This is a genomic window from Martinezella lusitana (assembly GCF_900094565.1).
GTDB lineage: Bacteria > Pseudomonadota > Alphaproteobacteria > Rhizobiales > Rhizobiaceae > Rhizobium > Rhizobium lusitanum.
On the sequence record NZ_FMAF01000036.1, the window covers coordinates 1 to 22,609 of the forward strand.

Genomic DNA, 22,609 nt, shown 5'->3' on the forward strand with positions numbered 1-22,609 from the left:
TCCGCTTCACGCCCCCTCAACGCCGGTCGCCGCTTGCCCGGTCACCAGGCATCTGACAAGCTGATCCCAGAGAGACGACACACCTCTGGTTTTGACGACAGGTTCCACGTTACGACGCTTCATCGGAAGGTTCATTTTCATTCGTCTCTCGGATGCGTACCGGCCCAGGGTTTGCCCTGGACTTGCCTCCAACGCTCACGACCACGTCTCTTAAACGCAGCCGCTTGGAGTGGTTTGAGCCCAGCTCCTGAAAGCCGAGCCCGAGGGGCCAACCCTCATCATTATCGCAGCTTCAAGCACACAGATTGTCAGGCCATATAGACCATCCTTTCCGAGTGCTCTGCAGCACACTGTCATCGCCGTGAAGACGCTCGGCAGCCAGCACTTGTGCCTCGATTAGCCCCGTTCAACACCGCGGCGCAAGCGCCAACCTGGTCGGCCAATGTCGAGAGGCTGAGGTCGATGCCTTTACGGGCATAGCGCTCACTTTGCCGGTTCAGCGGCTGATGCTGACCGAACTTCTCAAACAGGATCATCGCCAAAAGGTTCGGCCCGGCAAAGCACGTGGCCTCCAGTGAACCGAAGAGCTTCTTCACCTCGGAGATCCGAGGTAAATCGGTCATGACATTTTTCTTTTTCGGACTTACTTAAGTGCGGCCCGCACCATTGCGCAGATCGAGATTCCCCGTAAAGAGTCTCTTTTCATCAATTCTGGGGGATTACATGAGCGTGGGCATTTCGCAGCGTAGCCGCACAAGTACTGAAGACGGACGCATCATCATAACCGGCACAGGCAGAGCAGGAACAACTCTGCTCGTTCAATACTTTACGGCTTTGGGTTTCGACACTGGTTTCAGCATGAACGGAATCTTTAAAGAGATCGACAGCTTTTCGCATGCCGGGCTGGAAAGAAAGCTCGTTGATGAAACAAACCCCTACGTCATTAAGTCTCCTGAATTCGCTGATCATTTGATGGATGTCCTCAAAGAAGGGCGCATGAAGATATTTTCTGCCATTATACCGATGCGAAATTTGTTCGACGCCGCCGCAAGCCGTCGACGTGTATTTAAAGCGGGTGTCCAATGGGGTTCGCTATGGAAAACGAAAGACCCAAATAAACAAGAAGACATGCTGGCCATGCAGTTTTATAAGGCCATGTACCCCCTAGTGAAATACGGCGTCCCGACCTATTTTCTCGACTTTCCCCGCTTCGCCGAAGACTTTGACTATTTTTTCAGGACACTCCGGCCGCTTACCGATGTGCATGGTGTCACACGAGCAGAAGCAAAGGCCGCCTATACTCGTGTTGTAGATAAATCAAAAATTCATTCATTCCGCGCGCTTTTTTCCACCCCGGGAAAATCCAAAAGAGGAATTGAGATAGTGCAAAACAACCTGACCGCGGCTTCGGATAATACAGTGTCCTCGAACCCGAACATTCTACTTCCACATGTATTTCGGGAGAAAGATTTCGTAGATCTGGGAACAGCCGTCGAGAGCCGATACGCAGGCATATTTTCGCCGCGCGAGGAAGTCTCTGTCGTTCCGCTAGGCGTCACGGCGCAATTTTTAGAGAATCCTGAGGATTTCCATCACGCCGCGACAGATACGGATCATGCGCAATGGCTTATAAGTACGGTGCTTGAGAGAATTTCCCATGTTCCGGAGAATTCCCTCGTTCTGGACGTGGGATCTGGCTCTGGCAATACTGCATTCGCGCTGCTACGAGCGTTGAGAAATCCGGTCATTTTGGCGACCGACATAAGCAGACCGCTGCTAAGGTCACTATTGACGACGGCAAAAACTGTGAAGAACGGCAGTTCGATTGTTCCTATCTGCATCGACTTGAACAAGCCCTCTTTCCGAGACAACAGGTTCGATTTGATTGTTGGCAGGGCTATTCTCCACCACCTTTTCGAACCTGATATTCTGATCAAGAATCTGTACGCCAGCATGAAGCCAGGTTCATCAATGGTCTTTTTTGAGCCATATGAATGTGGCTATGCATTTTTCGGGATGCTCTTGGAGATGATCATCGAGACGGCAAATAGAATGCCCGGAGTCTCAGACGAGATTATCACTTTCCTGCGAGGAACAAGCCTCAGCTATCAGAAATGCGAACCGAAACCCGTCGAAGAATATGCCAACCTGGATGATAAATGGAATTTCAGCCGCAGCTATTTTGAACGCGTTGCCGACGACCTCGGGGCGCACTTAAGAATTTATCCGATGTATAAGAGCGCTCATCCTTACAGCGGCGAGTTAGCTTTCCGTCTAAAAGCGGGGGCTGGGGCCGAAAAAGATGCACTGCCGCAATGGGCGTGGGATTTGATGGAGAAGTGGGAATCGCGGCTTTCGCAGGACGCACTCGACGAAATGGCCTATGCAGTGTCAGTTGTATTTACGAAACCGGCAAGTTGAACCTCCCTAAAAATTTCTAATGAACATGGTAGCTTTGGGGCGATAGTATTGAACTGACTTACTTCAAAGCTGCCTAAGAATTCGAGAGCATGGAATGGCGATCAAGCCCAAGATAGATTTCACCAGATTTTCATACGCCATCCAGCAAAAAATGAACGTCATGAATGCCGTAATGTTGCGCGATATGCGTACTCGTTTTTTCAATCACGGCCTTGGGTTTTTGGTACAATCCCTGTGGCCACTCAGCCACATGATTGTTTTGTTGACACTTTATAACTTTGCCGGCCGAAGTGCCCCGTTTGGCGACAGTCTCAACGTTTTCTTTGCTACCGGCTTGGTGCCTACGCTAAGTTTCATGTACATCTCCCGGTTCATGTCACTCTCTGTCGTGCTAAACAAGCCGATGCTATCTTTCCCGGCCGTAACCGTCACCGACATATTGTTTGCTCGCGCGTTGTTGGAAATTATTGCTGGGGCCCTCACGCTTCTTTTGATCATAATTGTCTTATGGTGCACTGGTGCCAACCCTACGCCGGTCGACCCGGCGCAAGCAGTTTTATGCTACCTTTCGACCGTCTTGCTTGCCGTAGGCGTTGGAACTTTGGCTGGGGTACTAGTAATGATGTTCGAATTGTTCGTTACTGTATATGCGCTGCTATGCATTCTGTTCTACATCAGCTCCGGAACGCTTTTCGTTGCGAACCAACTTCCGAGCTCACTCGCGGTTCCCTTGTCATACAGCCCGCTCATCCAAAGCGTCGAATGGATGAGGACTGCTTATTTTGAGAACTACAGTGACAGCCTCGTAAACAGAGGATATCTCGTTATCTTCGGACTCACATGCCTACTGCTAGGCCTAGGCCTGGAGCGGCTTTTTCGACGGCGGATAATGGAAGGATAGCACCAACTATCCAACCAAGCTGAGAAAATGGCTAATTTTTCCTAAGTCCACCTCAAAGTCCGCAGTGGATGGGTCGGTGTCGCCCATATCTTTGCAGAATATTTCACTATAGCGAATTCCGCTGATAGAAGCCAAATCCCAGAAAAAGGGGTCGATGAATCGTGAGGACGATAGCACCAGCGCATGCGCTCTCGGGTTGCAGAATATTATATTCGTAAGCGCTGCTCCCTTCCCTCCAATAATTACTTCGGCGTTCTGAAATGCCTTTATCTGCTGCCCAAAGCTATAGAGTTCCGGAAAGAATGTCACAAACCCTCGAGATTCAAGAAACTGCTCGAATTCGGGGCTATTTACGATGTGTCGCGTCCCAATCTTTTGCCTGCTAATATATAGACGATTCCCCTTGAACGGCTCATCCACAGTACCAAATAGCCTGATGGACGCCTCTTTCGTAAAATCGATTGCCGTTGGATGCTTGAACAACGGAGGGACATGAACTGGCTGAACGTAAAGCAGCTGCTTGACATTCAATGGCATTTGATCGTTCGCGAATATGATCTCAGCATTTGGGAAATATTCATGGGCACATCGTAACATGATTTCCTTCAAGGGGCCGGAAACATCGCCGTAAATTATGGTGTCAATCTGTACCCCTGCCGCGCTCATCGCCGGGAGAATAGGCATAAGGTCAACAAGGTAATGGCCAAAATTTCGATACCAGGGCCTTTTTACGAGAAGCGTTGTACCGTTTCCGGCCTTATCCCCTCGGTTTGGCAATTCCATGTTTTCAAATGTACCAAGAACACCATCAGGTTTAATCCCGTGGTTGATAAATTCGATCGCGCTATCAAGTACTAGAGAGCCGGTAGAGAGTATAACTGTCCCCTGCCCTACAACCGTTGCGTTTTCAAACCTAAAGAGATGTATGTCTTTTGGCGCACAACCAGATTGACCCATGACATCGCCAAAATAAGCACTCTCATCGTGCGATAGATACTGCGTGTCTAGATGAAACGGCCGGGGCCGGTCATACCCTTTTCCCGGAATTAGCGTACCGAGCACGGACGCTGTCACTGGCTTCTTCGTACCTGCGATGAGTTCAGCACAGGAAACAACGTTGTTATTTATTTTCAACTGCTTATCCTTCGCAGAATTTGATAAACTAGAGCCCTTTCAGTTGCTTTTAGCACACTGTTCACCTATGGATAGGCCCATTTTGAACAATGGAGTTTCGGGAATGTTCATCCACATTAATAGCGGAATTGGCTTCAGAGATTTTATAACGCAGATGGTTCGTAGTAAGCGTGCAAGAACTTATCTCGAAGTTGGCGTACGAGACGGAGCGACGTTGACGATGATCGATTGCGATGCGATTGGCGTCGACCCGTATTTTCAGTTCACGGTTAACCCCGCTGGCAAAAAAAGAGCACTCTATCTGTTTCAAGAGACGAGCGACGAATTTTTTCGGGACCGAGATGTTAAGGCCATCATGGCAAAACCGATTGACGTTGTGTTTCTCGACGGCCTGCATCAGTTTGAGTACCTCCTTCGCGACTTCATCAATAGCGAACGCGTTTGCCATAGCACTGGTCTGATCATGTTGGACGATTGCCTGCCGGTTAACGCGGAGATGACCGAGCGAGAGCATCGCCCCGAAAAACGTCTGAATGCCGATCTTGCGCAATGGTGGACAGGTGATGTCTGGAAGCTGGTTCCTATCCTCAAAAAATGGCGTCCTGATCTTCGCATCACATTGGTTGACACTAACCCTACCGGGAACGTCTGCATCACCAATCTCGACCCGTCTTCGACTGTCCTGAAAGACAACTTTTACAAGATTGTCGATGAATATAGGAACATTCATATGAACGACGAAGTGCTTCAAAAATTCTATGAAGAAAACGAGGTCATATCGACATCGACAGTTCTGAATGGTTTTGACGCCTCGTACGTTGTGGGTCCTTGACCAATCAAAACGCTCTCCGGCTGAATTTTTCAGCTTGCATTGGGCTGCCCCTCATAACTACTAATCTCCTAAAAATCATCAAAGCTTATTATCAATTTTCTCAACCAGAGATTACATGGGGGCTCCGTTGCGTATTCCGGTATTTTCAAAAAGTCGATCAAGCAACAAGCCTTCAGAAACAGAACTGCAGCGCGCCCAGAGAATTCGCGATGCGGGCGACATATGGGGTGCCTTTACGATCCTACGGGCGGGGTATGAAAAGCAGCCATCCGAAGAAATTGCCACCGAACTATCAAGCCTAATTGGAACCACCTCTGGTTATGTGGATGTTCTGGCCGCCATGGCTTCTCATTTCGACAATAATTTCTATCTCAACTCCAATCCTGACGTTCGAGGCGCTACCAAGGACGGCGATATCCACTATCTTCTTTATGGATGGAAGGAAAATCGAAATCCCTCGCCATTCTTCGACAATGCCTTCTATCGCGATCGCAATCCCGATCTGAAACCAGGAGAATTCCTCCTGTCACATTTCGCGAAGTGCGGTAAGGCAGCCGGCAGCCCAGCGAACCCTATTAACGACCGCTATTGGTTTGAGCCATTTTCGCCAACCGATGAGCAGTGGAGCAAACTTTCACCCGCAAGGATGAACGATAATACAGAGACGGTAGTCATAATCCCTGTTTATAAGGGATATGAAGAAACGATGACTGCCATTTATCACGCCGTTTCCTCAAGGGGAAATGATCGATATTCTCTCTTGGTGATTAACGATAAAAGCCCAGATGATGCTATAAATGCTAGACTTCGATCTCTCGCGGCCAAAGGGTTGTTTGAATATCATGCAAGCGTGATAAACCGTGGCTTTGTTCAAACCTGCAATTATGCGATTAAGGAACTGAGTGGGAACCACGACGTCATTCTGTTGAATTCGGACGCTTACGTTTTCCCTGGTTGGTACAATCGCCTCAAAGCCCACGCGATCGATCCCTCCGTGGCTACGGTCACTCCGCTTTCCAATAACGCGACGATCTGCAGTTATCCCCTAACCCATCGTGACAACTTTCTGGCTCTCGAATGCACACCCGAACAATTGGATACGCTAGCGGCAAACGCCAACAGGGGTCTTGCTGTTGAAACCCCAACCGGCGTCGGTTTCTGCTTCTACATGAACCGCAACGTCATCAACAAAATCGGAGCACTTGACTCGGACGCATTTAAGGTCGGCTACGGCGAAGAAAATGATTTTTGCATGCGTGCGCTCAATCACGGTTACAAAAACCTGATCGTCGGCGATGTTTTTGTATTCCACACGGGATCTGTGTCTTTCTCCGCGATAAAGGAAGAGAACTTCAACATGGGTCAAAAGGCCTTAGAAGTGAACCATCCCAATTATTCCCCGCTAGTTCGCGGCCACATCATGGCAGACCCAGAGCTGCATCTACGACGCAGGCTGGACATGGAACGTCTCTCCGCTGCGCTGCGTGGCGCCACTGTTTTTGTGACCCACAAATGGGGTGGTGGAATAAACACCTATCTGAAACAACAGAAAGAAGCTTTGAAGGACAAGAAATCGGATTTTGTTACACTTCAAGTGCATGATAGTTGCCGAGTTACGGTCAATACCGACTATGGGCTCTTCGTTCCTAATCTTACAAATATTGATCTCAGAAACGAGTTCGGCTTAGTCGCTGAGATGATTGACAAGCTCTCACCGAAACTTTTCCATGTGAACAGCTTCGCCGGCATCGACTGGCATTGGCATAAGAAACTGCTCGAACTTATCAGCGAGAGCGGCATCCCGTACAAGTATGTAGGGCACGACTATTCGTCCATCAGCCATCACTATCAGCTTCTTCGACCCGACAATATTTACGCACCCATCCCGTCAATTCAGGAACGCCGCACTTGGTCAACAATGATTGAGAATTCTGGCAGCATCGACATTTGCGATCCAGATGAACGGCTTGAGGCTTATACCGGCTTTCTAGTGAAGGCTGCTGTAGTGGAAGTCCCAAGCAAAGCGGCCAACGCTATTCTTGAACGCGAGTTTCCACAGGTGACTTTCAACGTAGTTCCGCATGATGATCACCTTCCAGATTTTCCGATAGCGACTCGCCGCGCCAGGGACAAGAGAATCAAAGTCGCTGTTATCGGGGCGATCGGCCCCCACAAAGGCAGCGACGTTTTAACAGCATTAGCTGTTGATGCTAAAAACAGAAATCTCGAACTCGATTACACTTTGGTGGGGTACAGCAGCAACGATGAGCTATTGAAGTCCCAAGGTGTTTATATCACTGGCCCGTATCATACTGAAGCAGAGGCCCTGGACATTCTATCTCGGGCGCAGCCCGATTTCGTGCTGATCCCGAGCATCTGGCCGGAAACATTCTGCTATGCTTTGTCAATGGCCTTGAAATTGCTCATACCGCCTGTTGTCTTTGATATCGGAGCGCAAGCAGAACGCGTTTCCCCTCTCGCGTGGGGGGTGACTCTGCCAATCAGCCTAGCCTACGCGCCCCGAAAGCTGTCTGAAACCCTATTAGGTATCGACATCGATAAATTGTGGGATGCCAGGGAAAGAAAGATAGCCGCATAGGCAGCCACAAGAAACTTCGTCATGACCGCAAACCGAAGCTGCACGGAATACTCAAACCACAACGTCGCAATATGGCAAACGTAGTCATTCATATTGGCCTACACAAAACTGGATCAACGTCGATACAGCATTTCATGGCAACCAACAGGAAGCTGCTTCACGATAACGGCGCTCTCTATTACGAAGGTGTCCTAAATGACCAAAATCATGTAGACTTGCACGTTGTTTCAATTCGTCCTGACAGAGAAACTCCCTTTAAACGCCTTACTGGCGCTAAAAGTACGCCAGAGCTTGTCGAGACCGTGCGCTCGCGCATCAGTGACGCATTGTCCAAAAATGCCAGATTGACGGTCTTCTCGAATGAAGGGATTTCTCTGATCGCTCATAAGGACGAGGCACTTCGTCTGAAGTCCCTTTTTCCCAACTCCAGCATTAAAATTCTTGTCTATCTAAGAAAGAAAGAAGACTTTCTGGCTTCGTACCGGGCGCAGATGGAGAATCTCGAATATCCGAGAGTTGTTACCAGGGATTCATACGCCTACACGAAAGATGATACTTGGTTACTCGATTATCAGAAGAGACTGAGCCTATTCCGAACCGTTTTCGGTGGCCAGAATGTTGTTGAAATTGACTATGATAATGAGATGCAATTTCATGGGAGTGTGATCCCGTCGTTTATCGAATTCATCGGCGCCAAATCTCTTTTTTCGGCATCCGATTGGCAACGCATATGGCTTAACACACGCTCAGAAATAAGCCTCTAAGAACGAAGCGGCAAAAAACTGAACATCGCTTCCTAAAGATAGTGCGTTGCCGGCCAAGAATGACTGCCGCCAAACGTTTTAACGCATCTGAAAAGATTTCAAGGAACTTCGAAACCTCCGTTCAGCAAGAATGCCACGACACCGGCGGCGATGTGGCTGATGAAAATCAGTTCCCGATGATGACGGCGCCGATCCGGCGGATAGCATCTGCGAAGGTAATGCCAGCAGCCATGCCCCCAGTGCCGACGACGCCGAGCGCCCCAAGGCCGATTAGCTTCCAGCGCCTTACGTCATCAAATCAGAGCTTCCAGACGCTTGGTCTCCAATCATCCATGTCGCATTCCGCGCGCTAATTGTGAAGCATCCCGTAGCCGTGCCATATTTGCAGTACGTCTCCGGAGCGGACCTAATGTGCCAGAAAATTACCAATGCTTACTCTTCCTGTGCGTATTCCGATGAAGCCGGCCATCGATTCCGATTTGAAGCCGGCCAGTCATTCCGATTTCATTCCGGCCGGCGTTCCGATTTGAAGGCGGCCATTTGTCGGACTGATCCTGGGTCTTTTGGATGTTTGGATTGAGTTTTGTTTTTGGTCAAGCGTGGGATGTTTCGGGCGCTCCTGGCGAGCGGTGTTTTCGCATGCTTTCACCGGTGAGATCGATGCGATAGGCATTGTGAACGAGGCGATCCAGGATGGCATCGGCGAGCGTGGGGTTTGCTATTATTTCCCACCAGCGATCCAGGGGCACCTGACTGGTGACGATCGTCGATCGACGCTCGTAGCGGTCTTCGATGATCTCGAGGAGATCGCGCCGCTGATCATCGTTGAGCTTTTCCGGTCCCCAATCATCAAGGATAAGCAGATCGGTCTTGGCCAGCGATTTGAGGATCCGGCCATATCGCCCATCGCCTCGTGCAAGGGCAAGTGTTGCGAATAGCCGGGGAACCCGGTGGTAGGCGACGGAGAAATCTTCGCGGCATGCTTTATGGCCGAGTGCACAGGCAAGCCAGCTCTTGCCGACACCGGCCGGCCCTGTGACGAGGAGGCTGTGGTGCCTGCGGATCCAGTCGCAGCCAGCAAGCGTCATGAACAGATTGCGGTCGAGACCGCGTGCGGCACGAAAGTCGGCATTCTCGATCTGCGCATCGTGGCGAAGTTTGGCAGCCCTGGCGCGGGCTTCGAAACGCTTCTGGCGGCGCATGGTGGCTTCGCGTTCGAGCAGGATGGCAAGCCATTCTCCATGCTCGAGGCCGCGCGCCTCGGATTGTGCGTCGAGCTCCTGGAAGGCGGTGGCCATGCCGTAAAGGCCGAGTTCACGCAGCATATCGATGGTGGGATTGGTCAGCATTGGTGTGTCTCCTCAATGAAAGTAATCAGGGCCACGCAGATTGGCATGGTCGACAATGGCGGTTGGTTCGGTGGAATGGCGGGCAGCCTTGTGGTTGGCCAGAAGCGAAGCAATGCTCTTGCAGTTCAGGCCACCGATCTCGACGGCGCGTGCTGATACGGCTTCGGCCCGATTGCGTTCAATGTCGCGAAACAGGCGAAGCACACCCAGGCATGTTCGAAAGCCTTGTTCGGGGTGCGGACGGCTGGCAAGGATTGCGATCACCAGGCCCTCTGTCTGTGGCCCGATGGATGCGGCCCAGCGCCGAAAGCGATCCGGCGTCCACTCAGCGTATCGCCGGTGGGAACTGGGCATGTGATCTGGGTCGGTTCCATGGCGAGGACCACCATACCGACGCTGATGCACGGCGATGCGCTTGCCGCGGTGGAAGATCTCGATGGTGCGTGCCGTTGCCCTCAGGTCGACCTGCTGGCGAATGAGGGCATGGGGCACGGAATAAAAGAAGCTTTTGAACTCGACGTGATAATCGGTCGAGACACGGACCAGACGCCATTCGGCGAATTCGTAGTCTTCACCCGGAAGGCTGGCGAGCGCAGCACGTTCGACACTTTCAAATACTTGCCGCCGGGTAACACCCAATCGACGCATGAGGTGATCGTTGATGCGATCAAGTGCTTGGCCAATAGCGGCATTGGCCTCAGCCAGCGAGAAGAAAGTCAGCTTGCGCAACCGCCCCAGGATGCAGGTCTGAGCAAAACGGACTCCGTTCTCAACTTTCGATTTGTCCCGCGGTTTCTTTGGCCGTGCCGGAAGAACTCCGACGCCATAGTGGGAGGCCATCATGCCGTAACTGCGGTTGATCTCGGGATCGTAGAAGCTGGCGTGGTTGACGCCCGACTTCAGATTGTCGGGAACGATCAGCCGGGGAACGCCTCCAAAAAAATGAAACATCCGGACATGCGAGCCGATCCAGTCAGGGAGCGTTTGCGTCCAGGTCGCCTCAGCATAGGTGAAGCTCGATGCACCGAGCACCGCCACAAAGATCTCTGCCTCGCGGATCTCTCCGGTCTTGCGATCAACGATCGGGATCTTCTTGCCGGAATAGTCGACGAACACCTTGTCGCCAGCCGCATGCTCCTGGCGCATCGTCGGTGAAAGCCGCTGTTGAAACCCACGCAGGAGTTCACAAAAGCGGCTATAGCCGTAACCGTCGGGGTGCGACCCACGATACTCCTCCCACAGGATGAGCATGGTAACGCCCGGCTTCTTGAGCTCAATGGCAAGATCGGCCCAATTGGGCTCGACCCGTCTTCTCGTGCCGTGTTTGATGCCATTACGAGTGAACAGTTTGCTCTCGAGGGCATCGTCGGTGAGATCCCCAGGCAAGGGCCAGTTTAACCCAACCGCCGCCGCGCGCTGCAGATTATCCTGCACCGTGCTACGCGCAATTCCCAATACGACGGCAATCTCACGCGAGCTGGTTCCGCTTGCCGCAAGCCGCAGCATTTGTCGCAAATGTCTCATGGTCAGCCTTCTCTTTGCCGGCATCAAAATCCCCTCGTTCATCACGAGGTATCGATGCCAAAAGTTGCTGACCCAGGAGGTAATCTTCAGTGCCGAAAACTGGCCGGTCTTTGATTGGAACGGTGGCCGGCCTCAATTCGGAATGGTGGCCGGTCTTTGATCGGATTGCCGGCCGGCTTCACGTCGGAATCCGCACTCTTCCTGGAAAGGTGACCCCATCATTTTCAGGATATTATTTCCTTTCCCGAAACAGTCTCTGGGGAACAGATAAAGCTTCACCGTAAAGCGGTATATGGTTTATAGAAGACGGCGTACCGCGCAGAGCGCATGAATTTTATGAGTACTATCTTCGTTTCAGTTGCGGTGAGCCGTTAGCATGTCAACCAGTTACCTCCAAATGCTCGAGGCCGAGACAATCCACATTCTGCGCGAGGTCGCTGCAACGTTTTCCAATCCGGTGATGCTTTATTCCATCGGCAAAGACTCTTCGGTATTGATGCATCTGGCGATGAAAGCATTTCATCCAGGAAAGCCGCCGTTCCCGTTTTTGCACGTCGACACGACCTGGAAGTTCAAAGAGATGATCACATTTCGTAATCGCATGGCAGCCGAATACGACATCGAGCTTCTTGTCCATGTTAATCGCGACGGCATAGATCAGCATGCAAGTCCATTCACCAATGGCTCGAATACCTATACCCAGATCATGAAAACGGAAGCACTAAAGCAAGCGCTCGATAAATATGGCTTCGATGCAGCTTTCGGCGGAGCCAGGCGTGACGAGGAAAAATCGCGTGCCAAGGAGCGTATGTTCTCTTTTCGCACCGCGAAACATTCCTGGGATCCCAAAAACCAGCGTCCCGAAATGTGGAAAACCTATAACACGCGGGTGAATAAGGGCGAGTCGATCCGTGTGTTTCCGTTGTCCAACTGGACCGAACTCGATATCTGGCAATATATCGTGCAGGAAAAAATCCCGATCGTGCCGCTCTATTTCGCCGCCAAACGGCCTGTGGTTGATCGCGACGGCATGTTGATCGTGGTGGACGACGAGCGTATGCCGCTTGCTGCGACGGACGTGGTGGAAGAACGGATGGTTCGCTTCCGTACGCTCGGTTGCTACCCGCTCACCGGCGCTATAGAATCAACGGCTGCAACACTTGAAGAGATTGTTGGGGAAGTGCTTGCAGCTCGCACCTCGGAACGACAAGGCCGCCTTATAGACAAGGATGAGGCGGGTTCGATGGAAAAAAAGAAGCGCGAGGGTTACTTTTGATGAATGCTGGGATCCCCCCTGATCCTCTTTGCAGTGTGGCTGGCTATCGTTCCAACCAGGATGGAAAATCCCTTCTACGCTTCCTGACATGCGGTTCCGTCGACGACGGCAAATCGACGCTCATAGGGCGCTTGCTCCACGATACTAAGAACCTCTTTGAGGACCAGCTTTCCACTTTGGAGCAGGACAGCGTCAAATATGGCACCACGGGCGATGACGTGGATTTTGCACTTTTGGTCGACGGCTTGGACGCAGAGCGCGAACAGGGGATCACGATTGATGTCGCTTATCGGTTCTTTTCTACACCGAAGCGCACGTTCATTGTAGCCGACGCTCCCGGTCACGAGGAATATACGCGCAATATGGTCACCGGCGCATCGACGGCTGACCTTGCCATTGTCCTGGTCGATTGCCGTCAAGGTGTCCTGCAGCAGACAAAGCGCCACAGTTTCATCGCATCGCTGCTTGGCATTCGCCATATCGTGGTAGCGATCAACAAGATGGATCTGCTGCAATATGAACAGGCAGCCTTTGAAGGGGTAGTCGCCGACTATATGGCCTTCGCCAAGGGACTTGGCTTTGCGACCATCAGGCCGATACCGATATCCGCGCGCTATGGCGCCAACATAGCAACAAAATCGGCAGACATGCCATGGTACGATGGTCCGTCATTGCTTGATCATCTCGAAACCGTCGCGACCGATAGCAAAGTTTCGGAAAAGCCATTCCGCTTTCCGGTACAATGGGTTAATCGACCAAATCTCGATTTTCGTGGCTTTTCCGGCCAGGTCGCCTCGGGAACAGTCTCCGTGGGCGATGCCGTCACGGTCGCTAAATCCGGCCAGCAGACTACGGTAAAGCGCATCGTCACGTATGATGGGGACCAGACCTCGGCTTTCGAGGGGCAGGCCGTCACGTTGGTCTTAAGCGATGAGGTCGAATTGTCGCGTGGGAATCTGCTGGTTTCTCCGACAGAAAGGCCCAATGTTTCCGACCAGTTCCAAGCCCATGTCATCTGGTTCAGCCACGAGGCATTGATACCCAGCCGCGCCTATATTCTAAAGACCGAGACCGACAGTGTGAGCGCCACCGTGACGGCGCTCAAATATAGCATTGACGTCAATACATTCGCCCATCAGTCCGCAAAGACGCTGGCGATGAACGAGATCGGCTTATGCAACTTGTCAACCCAGCAGCCGATCTGCTTCGACAGCTACACCGAAAATCGCATAACCGGCAATTTCATATTGATCGACCGCTTCACGAACGCGACCGTCGGTGCAGGGATGATCATCCACTCGCTGCATCGCGCGCAGAACGTCCACTGGCAGGCGTTGACGATCGACAAAGCCGCCCGTGCCGAGCAGAAAAACCAGCGTCCCGTCGTATTGTGGTTCACAGGCCTATCGGGATCCGGCAAATCGACGGTCGCCAATCTCGTTGAAAAGCTGTTGCATGCGAAGGGAAAGCACACCTTCCTGCTCGATGGCGACAATGTCCGCCAAGGTCTCAACCGCGATCTCGGCTTCACGGCCGAGGACCGCGTGGAGAACATTCGCCGGATTGCCGAGGTCGCGAAGCTGATGACCGATGCCGGCCTTATCGTGCTGGTATCGTTCATTTCGCCATTCCGATCCGAGCGGCAAATGGCGCGCGAACTCATGCCTGACGGTGAGTTTATCGAGGTCTTTGTGGACACGCCAATTGAAGAATGCGTGAGGCGCGATCCCAAGGGCCTCTATAAAAAGGCTATGGCAGGACAGATTCCGAATTTCACCGGTATTTCGTCGCCCTATGAGGCGCCCGAAAATCCAGATATCCGTCTGCATACCTTAGGCCATGATCCACTTGATCTGGCGCACCGCGTCGAAGACTATCTGAACCAAATATGAGGCTGGCGTTGCCTATGCACTAAGCAGCGGAAACGGGGGAGTTCCAGCCGCAACCTCCGCCAGCATGAAGTTCAGATGTTGGCAGCCGGCATTCGGTTGTCGATAAAATACCACTGCTCCGGATTTTCACGCACCATTGGCTCGATTACCGCGTTCAAGAGGCGCACATCCGCGGCCAATTGATCTTCAGCCCCCTTGCCCATCGGCAGCCTGAACGGCTCCAGCGCCTTTAGCACAAAGCTCGCTCCGTTTTCCCGGACGATGAGGAGCGGATAGATCAACGCATTCGTCCTACGCGCCATCCGTGCAACGATGGCGTAGTTGCCTTCCAGGTGCGCTGGCTGGCCAAAGAAGGGCGCGCGGATACGGCCGTTGAAGCCCTCGTCGCAGAACATCAGCAGATTGCCGTCGTTCTCCAGGATCCGCAGCGCCGGGCGCGCGAAGCTGCGGCCGGGTTTCAGGATCCCGAGGCCCGCACCCTTGCGCACTCGGTTGACGATGTAGTGGCGCGAGCGGCGCTTGGGCGGGTCGTAGTTCATGGTGACCGCCAATCCCATGTCGAGCAGGCAATGCCACAGCACCTCCCAGTTGCTGACATGCGGCGCGATGAAAATCACCGGACCTTCGGCGCAACGCTCGACCAATCCTTCCGGGCCGATCTTGCGGACATGGCCGCGCGCCAATCGGGGAACGACGGAATATTCGGCCATCTGCCGGCCTTGTGAATCGGCGTAACGCTCCAGAAGCGTCTCGAGTTCGGTGCCGCTGAGATCCGGCCTTATCATCTTCAGGTTGGCCGCGGCGCGAGCATAAGCCCCTTTGTGGAAACGCGGCGCCAGGAGCCGGCCCAGCCACCCGCCGAGCGCGGAACACGCTCGGGCAGGTAAAAGCATGAAGGCAAAGTAGAAAAGGAGATCTATGGCGTTGTCGACATTCTCATAAAGCCAGTAGCGCAGAAACGCCTTGCGTCGATCGCCGCCGGCCAGGAAATCGGCGAGCGGCGGTGCCTTGGGAGCCTCGTAGGTCCAAGCTTTGCGTTTGCTGCCGGCAGTTTTTCTGCCGGTCTCGTCGCCGGTTGCCACCTTAGCGCCTGTGCAGCGTCACGGGCATGCCGCCACGCGGACGCAGTGTCAGGCGGCATTGCGGCTGGACCTTGTGGCCCTCCTTCACGCGCACCCGAAAGCGTTGGGCGAGGATTGCGAGGCAAAGGATCGCCTCGGTGAGGCCGAACTGCAGGCCGGGGCACACGCGGGGGCCGGCGGCGAAGGGAATGTAGCTGTAAGGCGTTGGACGCCCCTCCCCGAGAAAGCGTTCGGGATAGAAGCGATGTGGTTCGGGAAAAAGCGTCTCCGTGCGATGCAGTATCCACGGCACGATCAGGACGAGCGCCGCCTTGCGCACCTTCACGCCGCCGATCTCGTCTGCTTCGGCCGCCTGCCGCGCCAGGATCGGCACCGGCGGATAAAGCCTCAGCGTCTCCTCAATGACAGCCCGACACCAGTCAAGCTTCGCGACGTCATCGATCGACGGCACCCGGTCGCCGCAGACGGTTTCGATTTCCGCATGAACCGCCTCCTCCACCCAGGGTGCGCCGGCAAGCAGATACCATGCCCAGGTCAAGGTCGCGGCAGTGGTCTCATGTCCAGCCATGAAGATCGTCGCCGCCTCGTTCCTGAGCGCCACGACATCGAGCTTCAGCTCCGGATTGCGCCGCTGCCGGCGGATCAGGAGCTCGACCATCGAGCTGTTGTCCCCCTTGCCGGCCAAATGATCCTCGATCACCTGATCAATGATGCGATGGATGCGTTTCACCGATCGGCGAAGGCTCGGCGTCTTGATGATCGGCAGCCCCTCGTCGAAGCCCAGGAAATAACCGAGATTGATGGAATCAACCAAGGCCTGATAGCTTGCGAAGCCTTCGGTAACGGCATTGGCGCTGTCCTCGCCAAGATCGTTGCCGAAGACGCTGCGTGAGATGATTTCCGCCGTCAGCCCTGCCATTTCGAACAGGGCATTGACCTCAGCGCCATCGCCAAGGCCCTGCCAACGGTCGGCGAGTTCGCTTGCGGTATTCTGCATGATTGCGCCGAAGGCCGGCACGCGGTTCTTGTGCACGATATCGGAGACCAGCGGCCGCCGCTGTTTCCAGGTCTCCTTGTCGGAGATGAACAGCCCGTCGCCCAGCAGATATTCCAGCGCCCGGCGCATCTGCGGCGTCTTGCGCTCGAAATTTTCATGGCGCTTGGCGACCACGTAACGGATCGCATCCGGCGAATTGACGATGACGAGTTGACGCCCGAAAAGCTTGAACTCGGCTACATGCTCCCGATAATCCGCGCGCCGCCAGATGGACAGGAAATCGCTGCGCGCCTGCAACATAAGCTTCAGCGGTTGACCGGGCCTGCCGCTATAATAGGCGGCATGAGCCGGCTCGAAAATTTGCGTCGCCTGATCGGCGTGCTCAACGATTTCGGTTTTCTGATCAAGCCAGGCCAGCATGTCGGTGCAGAACTTTCGCGCCTTGTGGCCAAGGACAATGAGATGAAGATCGGGCACCACGTCGCCCGGTGGTGCCCACTATATTCATTTCGCAACCGCGGAAAAGCCCCCGCGCTGATGACAGGAGCGCTCGTCGACATCTTTGAATGAGATCTCCGGACAAGAACGGCGCATCAACCACAAAATGGTTGCTGTGTCCCCGCTCGCTTCATGCCGGCACCCTGCCAAGAAGCCGATGCTCTCGCTTAGACATCCTCCAAGGCCAACAGCTCATCAAATGTCTGGCGCCTGCGGATCAACCTATGCGTTCCGCCATCGATCAACACCTCGGGCGCATAGAGCCGGCTGTTGTAGTTCGACGACATCGTCGCGCCATAAGCGCCGGCGCCATGGAAAATGAGATAGTCGCCGACATGGGTTTCGGGGAGATCGCGTTGCTGCACTATTCCGGATTCCGCCTGGGTGAAGACATCGCCAGATTCGCATAAGGGGCCGGCTATGACTGTCGGCAAGGTCGCTGTTTCAGCGCTGCGTGGCGTCTTTCCGGGGATGACCGAAATGTGGTGATAGCTGCCATACATGGCCGGTCGGGCGAGATCGCTGAAGCCGGCATCAACAAGCACGAACCGGTTCCGGCCCATGGTCTTGACGGCCCTCACCTCTGCGAGCAGCACCCCGGAATCCGCAGTCAAGAAGCGCCCAGGCTCGATCTCCAGTCGGATCGGATGGCCGAAATGCGCCTCGACTTCACGCCGCGCGGCATCCCAGAGCGAGAAATAATGCGAGGGGTCGATTTCCTCCTCGCCTTCCCGATAGGGCACAGAAAGACCGCCACCGGCGGAGATCGCCTCGATATCGATGCCAAGATCGCGGCAGAACCCAACCATTGCCCCGCAGACGCGCTGCAGATGGCCGTAGTCGACGCCGGAGCCGATATGCATATGCAGGCCGACGAGCCTCAGGGAATATTTCTGCGTCAGCGCCACCGCGTCCTGCAGCTGCTCGAACCAGATGCCGTGCTTGCTGTTTTCGCCGCCGGTATTGGTCTTGTTGCTATGGCCATGGCCGAAACCCGGATTGATGCGCAACCAAACCCTGTGGCCCGGCGAGCGCTCACCCAGCTGATGCAACATGTCGATCGAGCCGATATTGACCTCGATCTTGTCGGCAATGACCCGCTCAAGCGTCGGTCGGTCGAAAACATCGGCGGTAAAGACGATCTCCGCTGCCTCGGACGCGGTGCCGGTTGCAAAGCCTGCCCGTGCCGCCCGCTCGATCTCGCCGAGGGAAACGGCGTCGACCCGGACGCCCGCCTTGCGCATTTCCTGCAGGATATGAATGTTCGAACAGGCCTTTTGCGCAAAGCGCACGACGTCGAATGCGGACAGTTGCCTGATGCGACGACGGATCGCGGCGGCATCGTAGATCCAGAGCGGCGTTCCATATTCCGCTGCTAACGCGCTCAGTATTTCATTGGAAGGAATGGTCATCTTTTCTCGGTCAGCGTGGGGCGGGAATAAAATCAAAATGGATAATAGGACGGGCGGAGCAGTAGTGCCACTCCGCCCGCTTGGCAATCTGAGACACTGAAATTGCTATCGTCTTGCCGTCAGCAGCGCCTGCTCAAGATCGGAGATAACGGCTGCGGCTGAATGAAGCCCGACGTTCAGGCGGATCGTGCGGTCGCTGACGCCAAATCGTGCAAAGACATTGGTCTCCGGCGAGATGCTGAGCGCCGCCTTTGCCGGGACGACGAGGCTCTCCGGGCCGCCCCAGCTGACCCCGATGCGAATGAGGCGCAGCGCGTCAACGAAATTTGCCACATCGATGCGATCGGAAACTTCGAACGAGAACAGCCCGCCGAAGCCGCTAAAAGTGCGCTTGCCGGCATGTTCGCCGAGCGCCGGGTGCATGACATTGGTCACGTCCTCATGTGCGTCAAGCCAGGACGCGACCTCAAGGCCGGCCTCGTGGTGATGACGCATCCGGAACGGCAGGGTCTCCAGGTTGCGCAGGACCAGCCATGCCTCGAACGGCGCCAGCTTTGCACCCGTATAGGGGTAGATTTCGCTGTTGATCCGGCCGATATGTGCCTTCGAGCCGGCAACAAGACCTGCCACCGTATCGCTCTGTCCACCCAGATATTTCGAGGCCGCGTGGATGACGAGATCGATGCCGAGGGCGAGCGGGTTCTGGTAGAGCGGCGTTGCCCAGGAGTTGTCGACGATCGTCACGACGCCGTGGCGGCGCGCGGCCTCGGCGATGACAGGCAGATCCTGCAGCTCGAACACCATCGAGGTTGGATTTTCGAGATAGGCAAGCCGTGCGCCAGGAAGGGCCGCGATCATGGCCTCGGTGTCGGTGCCGTCAATATAGTCGACGACAACGCCGAAGCGCTTCAGCACCTTTTCGAAGAAGCGGAAGGCATCGCTGTAGACGTGCCGCACGGTGACGATGCGATCTCCCGGGCCGACGAAGGCAAGGACCGCCGCCGCAATCGCGCCCATGCCGCTCGCAAAGGCGCGCGCCTCCTCGGCGCCCTCCATCTCGGCGATCCTCCGCTCCAGGAGCTGCACCGTCGGATTGTCGCCGCGCGAATAGATCGGCTTCTTCGAGCGGCCGGCGAAGACATCCTCGAGCTCCTTGTAGCTGTCGAACAGGAACAGCGACGTCTGATAGATCGGCGGTACCGCTGCGTCGAACGGGTCGTCGCGGCGGGGCATCAGCGTATCGGGAATGGCGTGCCGATAGGCATCGAATCTCGGTGTCTCGTTCATGGCGTTCCTCTTGGTCAGGAGTGAAGTGTCGATTGGCCGGTCAGTTGCCCCTCGGTTTCGGCGGGCAGAATGGCAAGCCATTCTCTCCGCGCGACGAAGAGGCCGAGCATGGCGGCAAGGATTGCAGCCGCGGCGGGAGCAGCGGATACGCCAGCAAAGCCCATCCAGAGAGGCAGCAGGAGCAGAAGCGGAATGAGGAGATAGCCTTGCGGCGCAAGGCCTACGAGCGCGGACAAGCCCGCCCTGCCCCGGGATTGCAGCATAACGAGCAGCACGGACTGAAAGGCGGCCAGGGGAAAGACCGGAAAGAGGGCGCGCAGCCACGCCACAGCCTCATCGACGACCTGCGGACGACCGGTGAACAGCCGCGCCATCGGTTCGGCAGCCACAAACAGCAGAACGGAATAGAGCAACGCGACGGGCACCGTTACCGCCAGCATAATGCGGATCACGCTTTTGAGCCGAAGCGCATCGCCAGAGCCGAAGGCATGGCTGACGACGCTCTGGGCCCCAAGGCAGAAGCCGAGGATGGGAAGCTGACCCAACGTCATCAGTCGAACGGCAATCGCAGTGGCCGCCACTCCGGTGTCGCCACCATGGACCGCAGCCTCACGCATCAGCACGAGAAAGCCGAACCCGGTCACGACGCTCGTGGCAGCGGCGGGAACGCCGATCCTCACCATCGGCCGCAGCAATCGCCAGCGCACCAATCCATTCGTCACGCCGACCGTGCCCCATCTGCGGACGAAATAGACGGCATAGCAGGCAAGTGCCGCAACGGCGGAAAAGATGGTTGCCAGCGCGGCGCCCGATGCGCCAAGCTTGAAGAGAAAGATGAAGACAGGATCGAGAACAGCGTTCAGGGCAAAGCTTGCGATCAGGACGATCATCGAAAAGCGCGAGTTGCCCTCGGCAATCGCAATGAAATCGCAGACCGTCTGCAGCAACCCGAGCGTGACGCCGAAGGCGAGCAGTCGTCCATAGTCGAGGCCGGGCGCGAGCAGACTATCGCTCGCTCCCAGCGCACCGACAAAGTGGGGCAGTCCGAGATAGATGAGCACGGACAAGACAATGCCGAGCGGGATCGTCGCAGCGAGCGCGGTCGCGGCAACCGATGAGGCGGCCGTCAGATTGCCCTCGCCGAGATGTCGCGCCAAAAGCGTGGCGAGGCCAATGCCGAGTCCCTGACCGGCCGCGGCCACCAGCAGGAACAGCGGCATGACCAGGCTGATGCCTGCCAGTACCTCCGGCCCGAGGGCACCAAGAAAGATCGCGTTTATCGCGTGATGCCCGGCGCTGGCGGCCAACCCGGCCACGGCCGGAAGCGCGACCGTCAGAACGAGCCGCAGGATGCGCGGATCGTTCATGTCGACGGATGCTGTCATCACGCGGCATCCCGCGCTAGCGAACCGAGCACGGGCAGACCATCGCCATCCGTCAGACCGGAAAGGTCCGGCGAGAGCAGTCGATCCATGAAGAAACGCTCGCGCAGCAGCATGACCAGCAACGCCTTCTTGTGCGGAAACTGGATGTGCTTGATCTTGGCGAAGCCGGACCGGTCAAGATTGCGGATCTGCTGGCTGTGATGGTGGATCGGCTCGCCGACAATGCGCCGTGTGCGCGGATCGGCGAGGAACATGTAGTGCATCAGCGACGGCAGCCAGGCGCTGACGAAGGCCTTGCCGCGGAAGTCATCTTCTCCGATCGCCACATGCCAGCCGCGATCATGGCCGTCAGCGTCATAATGCGGTCCGATCCGGTCTTCCTTGGCCCAATAGAGCTCGAAATAGCCGAAGGGAATACCGCCGAAAGTCCCGATCAACGGTAAGGTGCGCGGATCGGCCAGGCGGCCGGCAATGAAATCGCGGTGATAGGCGAGATCGCTGCCGTCTTCCCAAATGGCGGCGACCCGAGGATCGTTCATCCAGCGATGGAAATGCTCAAGGTCGGCCTCGACATCGGCGACGTGAAATCCCAGCTGGGTATTCAGCCAGGGTATGAAACGCTTGTAGACTCGACCCGTCGGCTTCGGTGGCCTTTGCGGATGAAGGGCGCCGTTCGTCAGGATCGGCACCTCCGGATAGGCGTGAGGAATGCTCCCGAGCCAGGGCTTCGTTTGCTGAAAGAAGGTTTCGGGGCGCCCGATCAGACGGTCTCCACGCAGCTCGATCACGCCCAAACTCAGCAGGCGCCTGGCGAGGCTATCATCTGCGAGCGTGAGCTCCACACAGCCCAATTGTGGATTGCAGGTCAAAATGGCTTCCAGCACGGCGTTGACAATATCGTCGGCGGCAACCGCCACCGTTGCCGCGGATAGGGTGTCGAAGACCAGAACGTCGGCGGGACCCGACAGATTGCCCGAGGCTACCTCCATTCCGTGATATTCGACCCGGAAATCACCAGACATCAGCCCCGACGATACGAGAAGCGGCTGGCCGCAGGCGAGCGCATGGCTCGCAACGCCTGCGGCCGGCAGACGCAGATCGAATGACTGCGACGCCATCGTTTCGCTCCTCATCGCTACGGAAGCATCCATAGTTCTTCTCCATCTCTCGAAACCGCGCGTCATTGGAATCGGCAAGGCCGCACACAGCGCTAATTCCGCAGTGACGAACGGCGCCCCGCGGAATTCAAAATATTT

The 22,609-nt window shown here is 55.2% G+C and carries 16 protein-coding genes and 2 pseudogenes; 7 read left to right on the forward strand and 11 right to left on the reverse strand.

Annotated features, from left to right (window positions below):
* Positions 1–325: 325 nt before the first annotated feature.
* Positions 326–560: pseudogene (locus tag GA0061101_RS34155) on the reverse strand (IS66 family transposase); the annotation flags it as partial.
* A 163-nt stretch (positions 561–723) separates the two neighbouring features.
* On the opposite strand from GA0061101_RS34155, the gene GA0061101_RS39670 reads away from it, so the two are divergent.
* Together GA0061101_RS39670 and GA0061101_RS34165 are read left to right on the forward strand one after the other, a co-directional pair.
* Complete coding sequence (locus GA0061101_RS39670) at positions 724–2,421, forward strand: class I SAM-dependent methyltransferase (RefSeq protein ID WP_167669626.1); 1,698 nt, start codon at positions 724–726, stop codon at positions 2,419–2,421.
* 94 nt (positions 2,422–2,515) lie between these two features.
* A complete protein-coding gene (locus tag GA0061101_RS34165; protein ID WP_245297637.1) occupies positions 2,516–3,322 on the forward strand; it encodes an ABC transporter permease in 807 nt (268 codons plus the stop codon).
* A 6-nt stretch (positions 3,323–3,328) separates the two neighbouring features.
* On the opposite strand, the gene GA0061101_RS34170 is transcribed toward GA0061101_RS34165, so the two are convergent.
* On the reverse strand, positions 3,329–4,456 hold the full coding sequence (locus tag GA0061101_RS34170; protein ID WP_092576826.1) for a glycosyltransferase family 61 protein: 1,128 nt from the start codon (positions 4,454–4,456) through the stop codon (positions 3,329–3,331).
* 103 nt (positions 4,457–4,559) lie between these two features.
* On the opposite strand from GA0061101_RS34170, the gene GA0061101_RS34175 reads away from it, so the two are divergent.
* From GA0061101_RS34175 to GA0061101_RS34185, 3 genes are all read left to right on the forward strand, one after another.
* Entirely contained in the window at positions 4,560–5,288 is a 729-nt protein-coding gene (locus GA0061101_RS34175; RefSeq protein ID WP_092576828.1) for a class I SAM-dependent methyltransferase, read from the forward strand.
* Positions 5,289–5,415: 127 nt separating this feature from the next.
* Positions 5,416–7,887, forward strand: a complete 2,472-nt coding sequence (locus GA0061101_RS34180; protein WP_167669627.1) for a glycosyltransferase — start codon at positions 5,416–5,418, stop codon at positions 7,885–7,887.
* 134 nt (positions 7,888–8,021) lie between these two features.
* Positions 8,022–8,651: a hypothetical protein gene (locus GA0061101_RS34185; RefSeq protein ID WP_141694153.1), complete on the forward strand. Its 630-nt coding sequence runs from the start codon at positions 8,022–8,024 to the stop codon at positions 8,649–8,651.
* A gap of 166 nt (positions 8,652–8,817) precedes the next feature.
* Here GA0061101_RS34185 and GA0061101_RS40985 read toward each other — a convergent pair.
* From GA0061101_RS40985 to istA, 3 genes and pseudogenes are all read right to left on the reverse strand, one after another.
* Positions 8,818–8,946: pseudogene (locus tag GA0061101_RS40985) on the reverse strand (DUF1515 family protein); the annotation flags it as partial.
* 298 nt (positions 8,947–9,244) lie between these two features.
* Entirely contained in the window at positions 9,245–10,000 is a 756-nt protein-coding gene (gene istB, locus GA0061101_RS34195; protein WP_092576836.1) for an IS21-like element helper ATPase IstB, read from the reverse strand.
* A 12-nt stretch (positions 10,001–10,012) separates the two neighbouring features.
* Positions 10,013–11,524 (reverse strand): IS21 family transposase, encoded by a 1,512-nt coding sequence (gene istA / locus GA0061101_RS34200; protein WP_425350044.1) that lies wholly within the window; start codon positions 11,522–11,524, stop codon positions 10,013–10,015.
* A gap of 376 nt (positions 11,525–11,900) precedes the next feature.
* Between istA and cysD the strand changes: the two genes are divergently transcribed.
* A complete protein-coding gene (gene cysD, locus GA0061101_RS34210) occupies positions 11,901–12,800 on the forward strand; it encodes a sulfate adenylyltransferase subunit CysD (RefSeq protein ID WP_092576840.1) in 900 nt (299 codons plus the stop codon).
* Positions 12,800–14,692, forward strand: a complete 1,893-nt coding sequence (cysN, locus tag GA0061101_RS34215; protein WP_092576843.1) for a sulfate adenylyltransferase subunit CysN — start codon at positions 12,800–12,802, stop codon at positions 14,690–14,692. The genes cysD and cysN overlap by 1 nt, the downstream gene beginning before the upstream one ends.
* A 71-nt stretch (positions 14,693–14,763) precedes the next feature.
* Here the strand turns inward: cysN and GA0061101_RS34220 are convergent, their stop codons facing one another.
* From GA0061101_RS34220 to GA0061101_RS34245, 6 genes are all read right to left on the reverse strand, one after another.
* Positions 14,764–15,774 carry a lysophospholipid acyltransferase family protein gene (locus GA0061101_RS34220; RefSeq protein WP_092576846.1) on the reverse strand — a complete coding sequence of 337 codons (1,011 nt, stop codon included), beginning with the start codon at positions 15,772–15,774 and terminating at the stop codon, positions 14,764–14,766.
* 1 nt (position 15,775) lies between these two features.
* Entirely contained in the window at positions 15,776–17,248 is a 1,473-nt protein-coding gene (locus tag GA0061101_RS34225) for a cytochrome P450 (RefSeq protein WP_245297639.1), read from the reverse strand.
* Positions 17,249–17,436: 188 nt separating this feature from the next.
* Positions 17,437–18,681 (reverse strand): diaminopimelate decarboxylase, encoded by a 1,245-nt coding sequence (gene lysA, locus GA0061101_RS34230; RefSeq protein WP_092576849.1) that lies wholly within the window; start codon positions 18,679–18,681, stop codon positions 17,437–17,439.
* A 105-nt stretch (positions 18,682–18,786) separates the two neighbouring features.
* Complete coding sequence (locus GA0061101_RS34235; RefSeq protein ID WP_092576851.1) at positions 18,787–19,968, reverse strand: PLP-dependent transferase; 1,182 nt, start codon at positions 19,966–19,968, stop codon at positions 18,787–18,789.
* Positions 19,969–19,982: 14 nt separating this feature from the next.
* Complete coding sequence (locus GA0061101_RS34240) at positions 19,983–21,353, reverse strand: MATE family efflux transporter (protein WP_092576854.1); 1,371 nt, start codon at positions 21,351–21,353, stop codon at positions 19,983–19,985.
* Positions 21,353–22,504: a GNAT family N-acetyltransferase gene (locus GA0061101_RS34245; protein ID WP_092576856.1), complete on the reverse strand. Its 1,152-nt coding sequence runs from the start codon at positions 22,502–22,504 to the stop codon at positions 21,353–21,355. The genes GA0061101_RS34240 and GA0061101_RS34245 overlap by 1 nt, the downstream gene beginning before the upstream one ends.
* Positions 22,505–22,609: the final 105 nt, after the last annotated feature.

What these genes read in the sequence shown, in the direction of transcription:
- GA0061101_RS39670 (WP_167669626.1), top strand. Translation starts at nt 724, where the DNA reads ATGAGCGTGGGCATTTCGCAGCGTAGCCGCACAAGTACTGAAGACGGA.
- GA0061101_RS34165 (WP_245297637.1), top strand. Translation starts at nt 2,516, where the DNA reads ATGGCGATCAAGCCCAAGATAGATTTCACCAGATTTTCATACGCCATC.
- GA0061101_RS34175 (WP_092576828.1), top strand. Translation starts at nt 4,560, where the DNA reads ATGTTCATCCACATTAATAGCGGAATTGGCTTCAGAGATTTTATAACG.
- GA0061101_RS34185 (WP_141694153.1), top strand. Translation starts at nt 8,022, where the DNA reads ATGGCAACCAACAGGAAGCTGCTTCACGATAACGGCGCTCTCTATTAC.
- istB (WP_092576836.1), bottom strand. Translation starts at nt 10,000, where the DNA reads ATGCTGACCAATCCCACCATCGATATGCTGCGTGAACTCGGCCTTTAC.
- istA (WP_425350044.1), bottom strand. Translation starts at nt 11,524, where the DNA reads ATGAGACATTTGCGACAAATGCTGCGGCTTGCGGCAAGCGGAACCAGC.
- cysD (WP_092576840.1), top strand. Translation starts at nt 11,901, where the DNA reads ATGTCAACCAGTTACCTCCAAATGCTCGAGGCCGAGACAATCCACATT.
- cysN (WP_092576843.1), top strand. Translation starts at nt 12,800, where the DNA reads ATGAATGCTGGGATCCCCCCTGATCCTCTTTGCAGTGTGGCTGGCTAT.
- lysA (WP_092576849.1), bottom strand. Translation starts at nt 18,681, where the DNA reads ATGACCATTCCTTCCAATGAAATACTGAGCGCGTTAGCAGCGGAATAT.
- GA0061101_RS34235 (WP_092576851.1), bottom strand. Translation starts at nt 19,968, where the DNA reads ATGAACGAGACACCGAGATTCGATGCCTATCGGCACGCCATTCCCGAT.
- GA0061101_RS34240 (WP_092576854.1), bottom strand. Translation starts at nt 21,353, where the DNA reads ATGACAGCATCCGTCGACATGAACGATCCGCGCATCCTGCGGCTCGTT.
- GA0061101_RS34245 (WP_092576856.1), bottom strand. Translation starts at nt 22,504, where the DNA reads ATGGATGCTTCCGTAGCGATGAGGAGCGAAACGATGGCGTCGCAGTCA.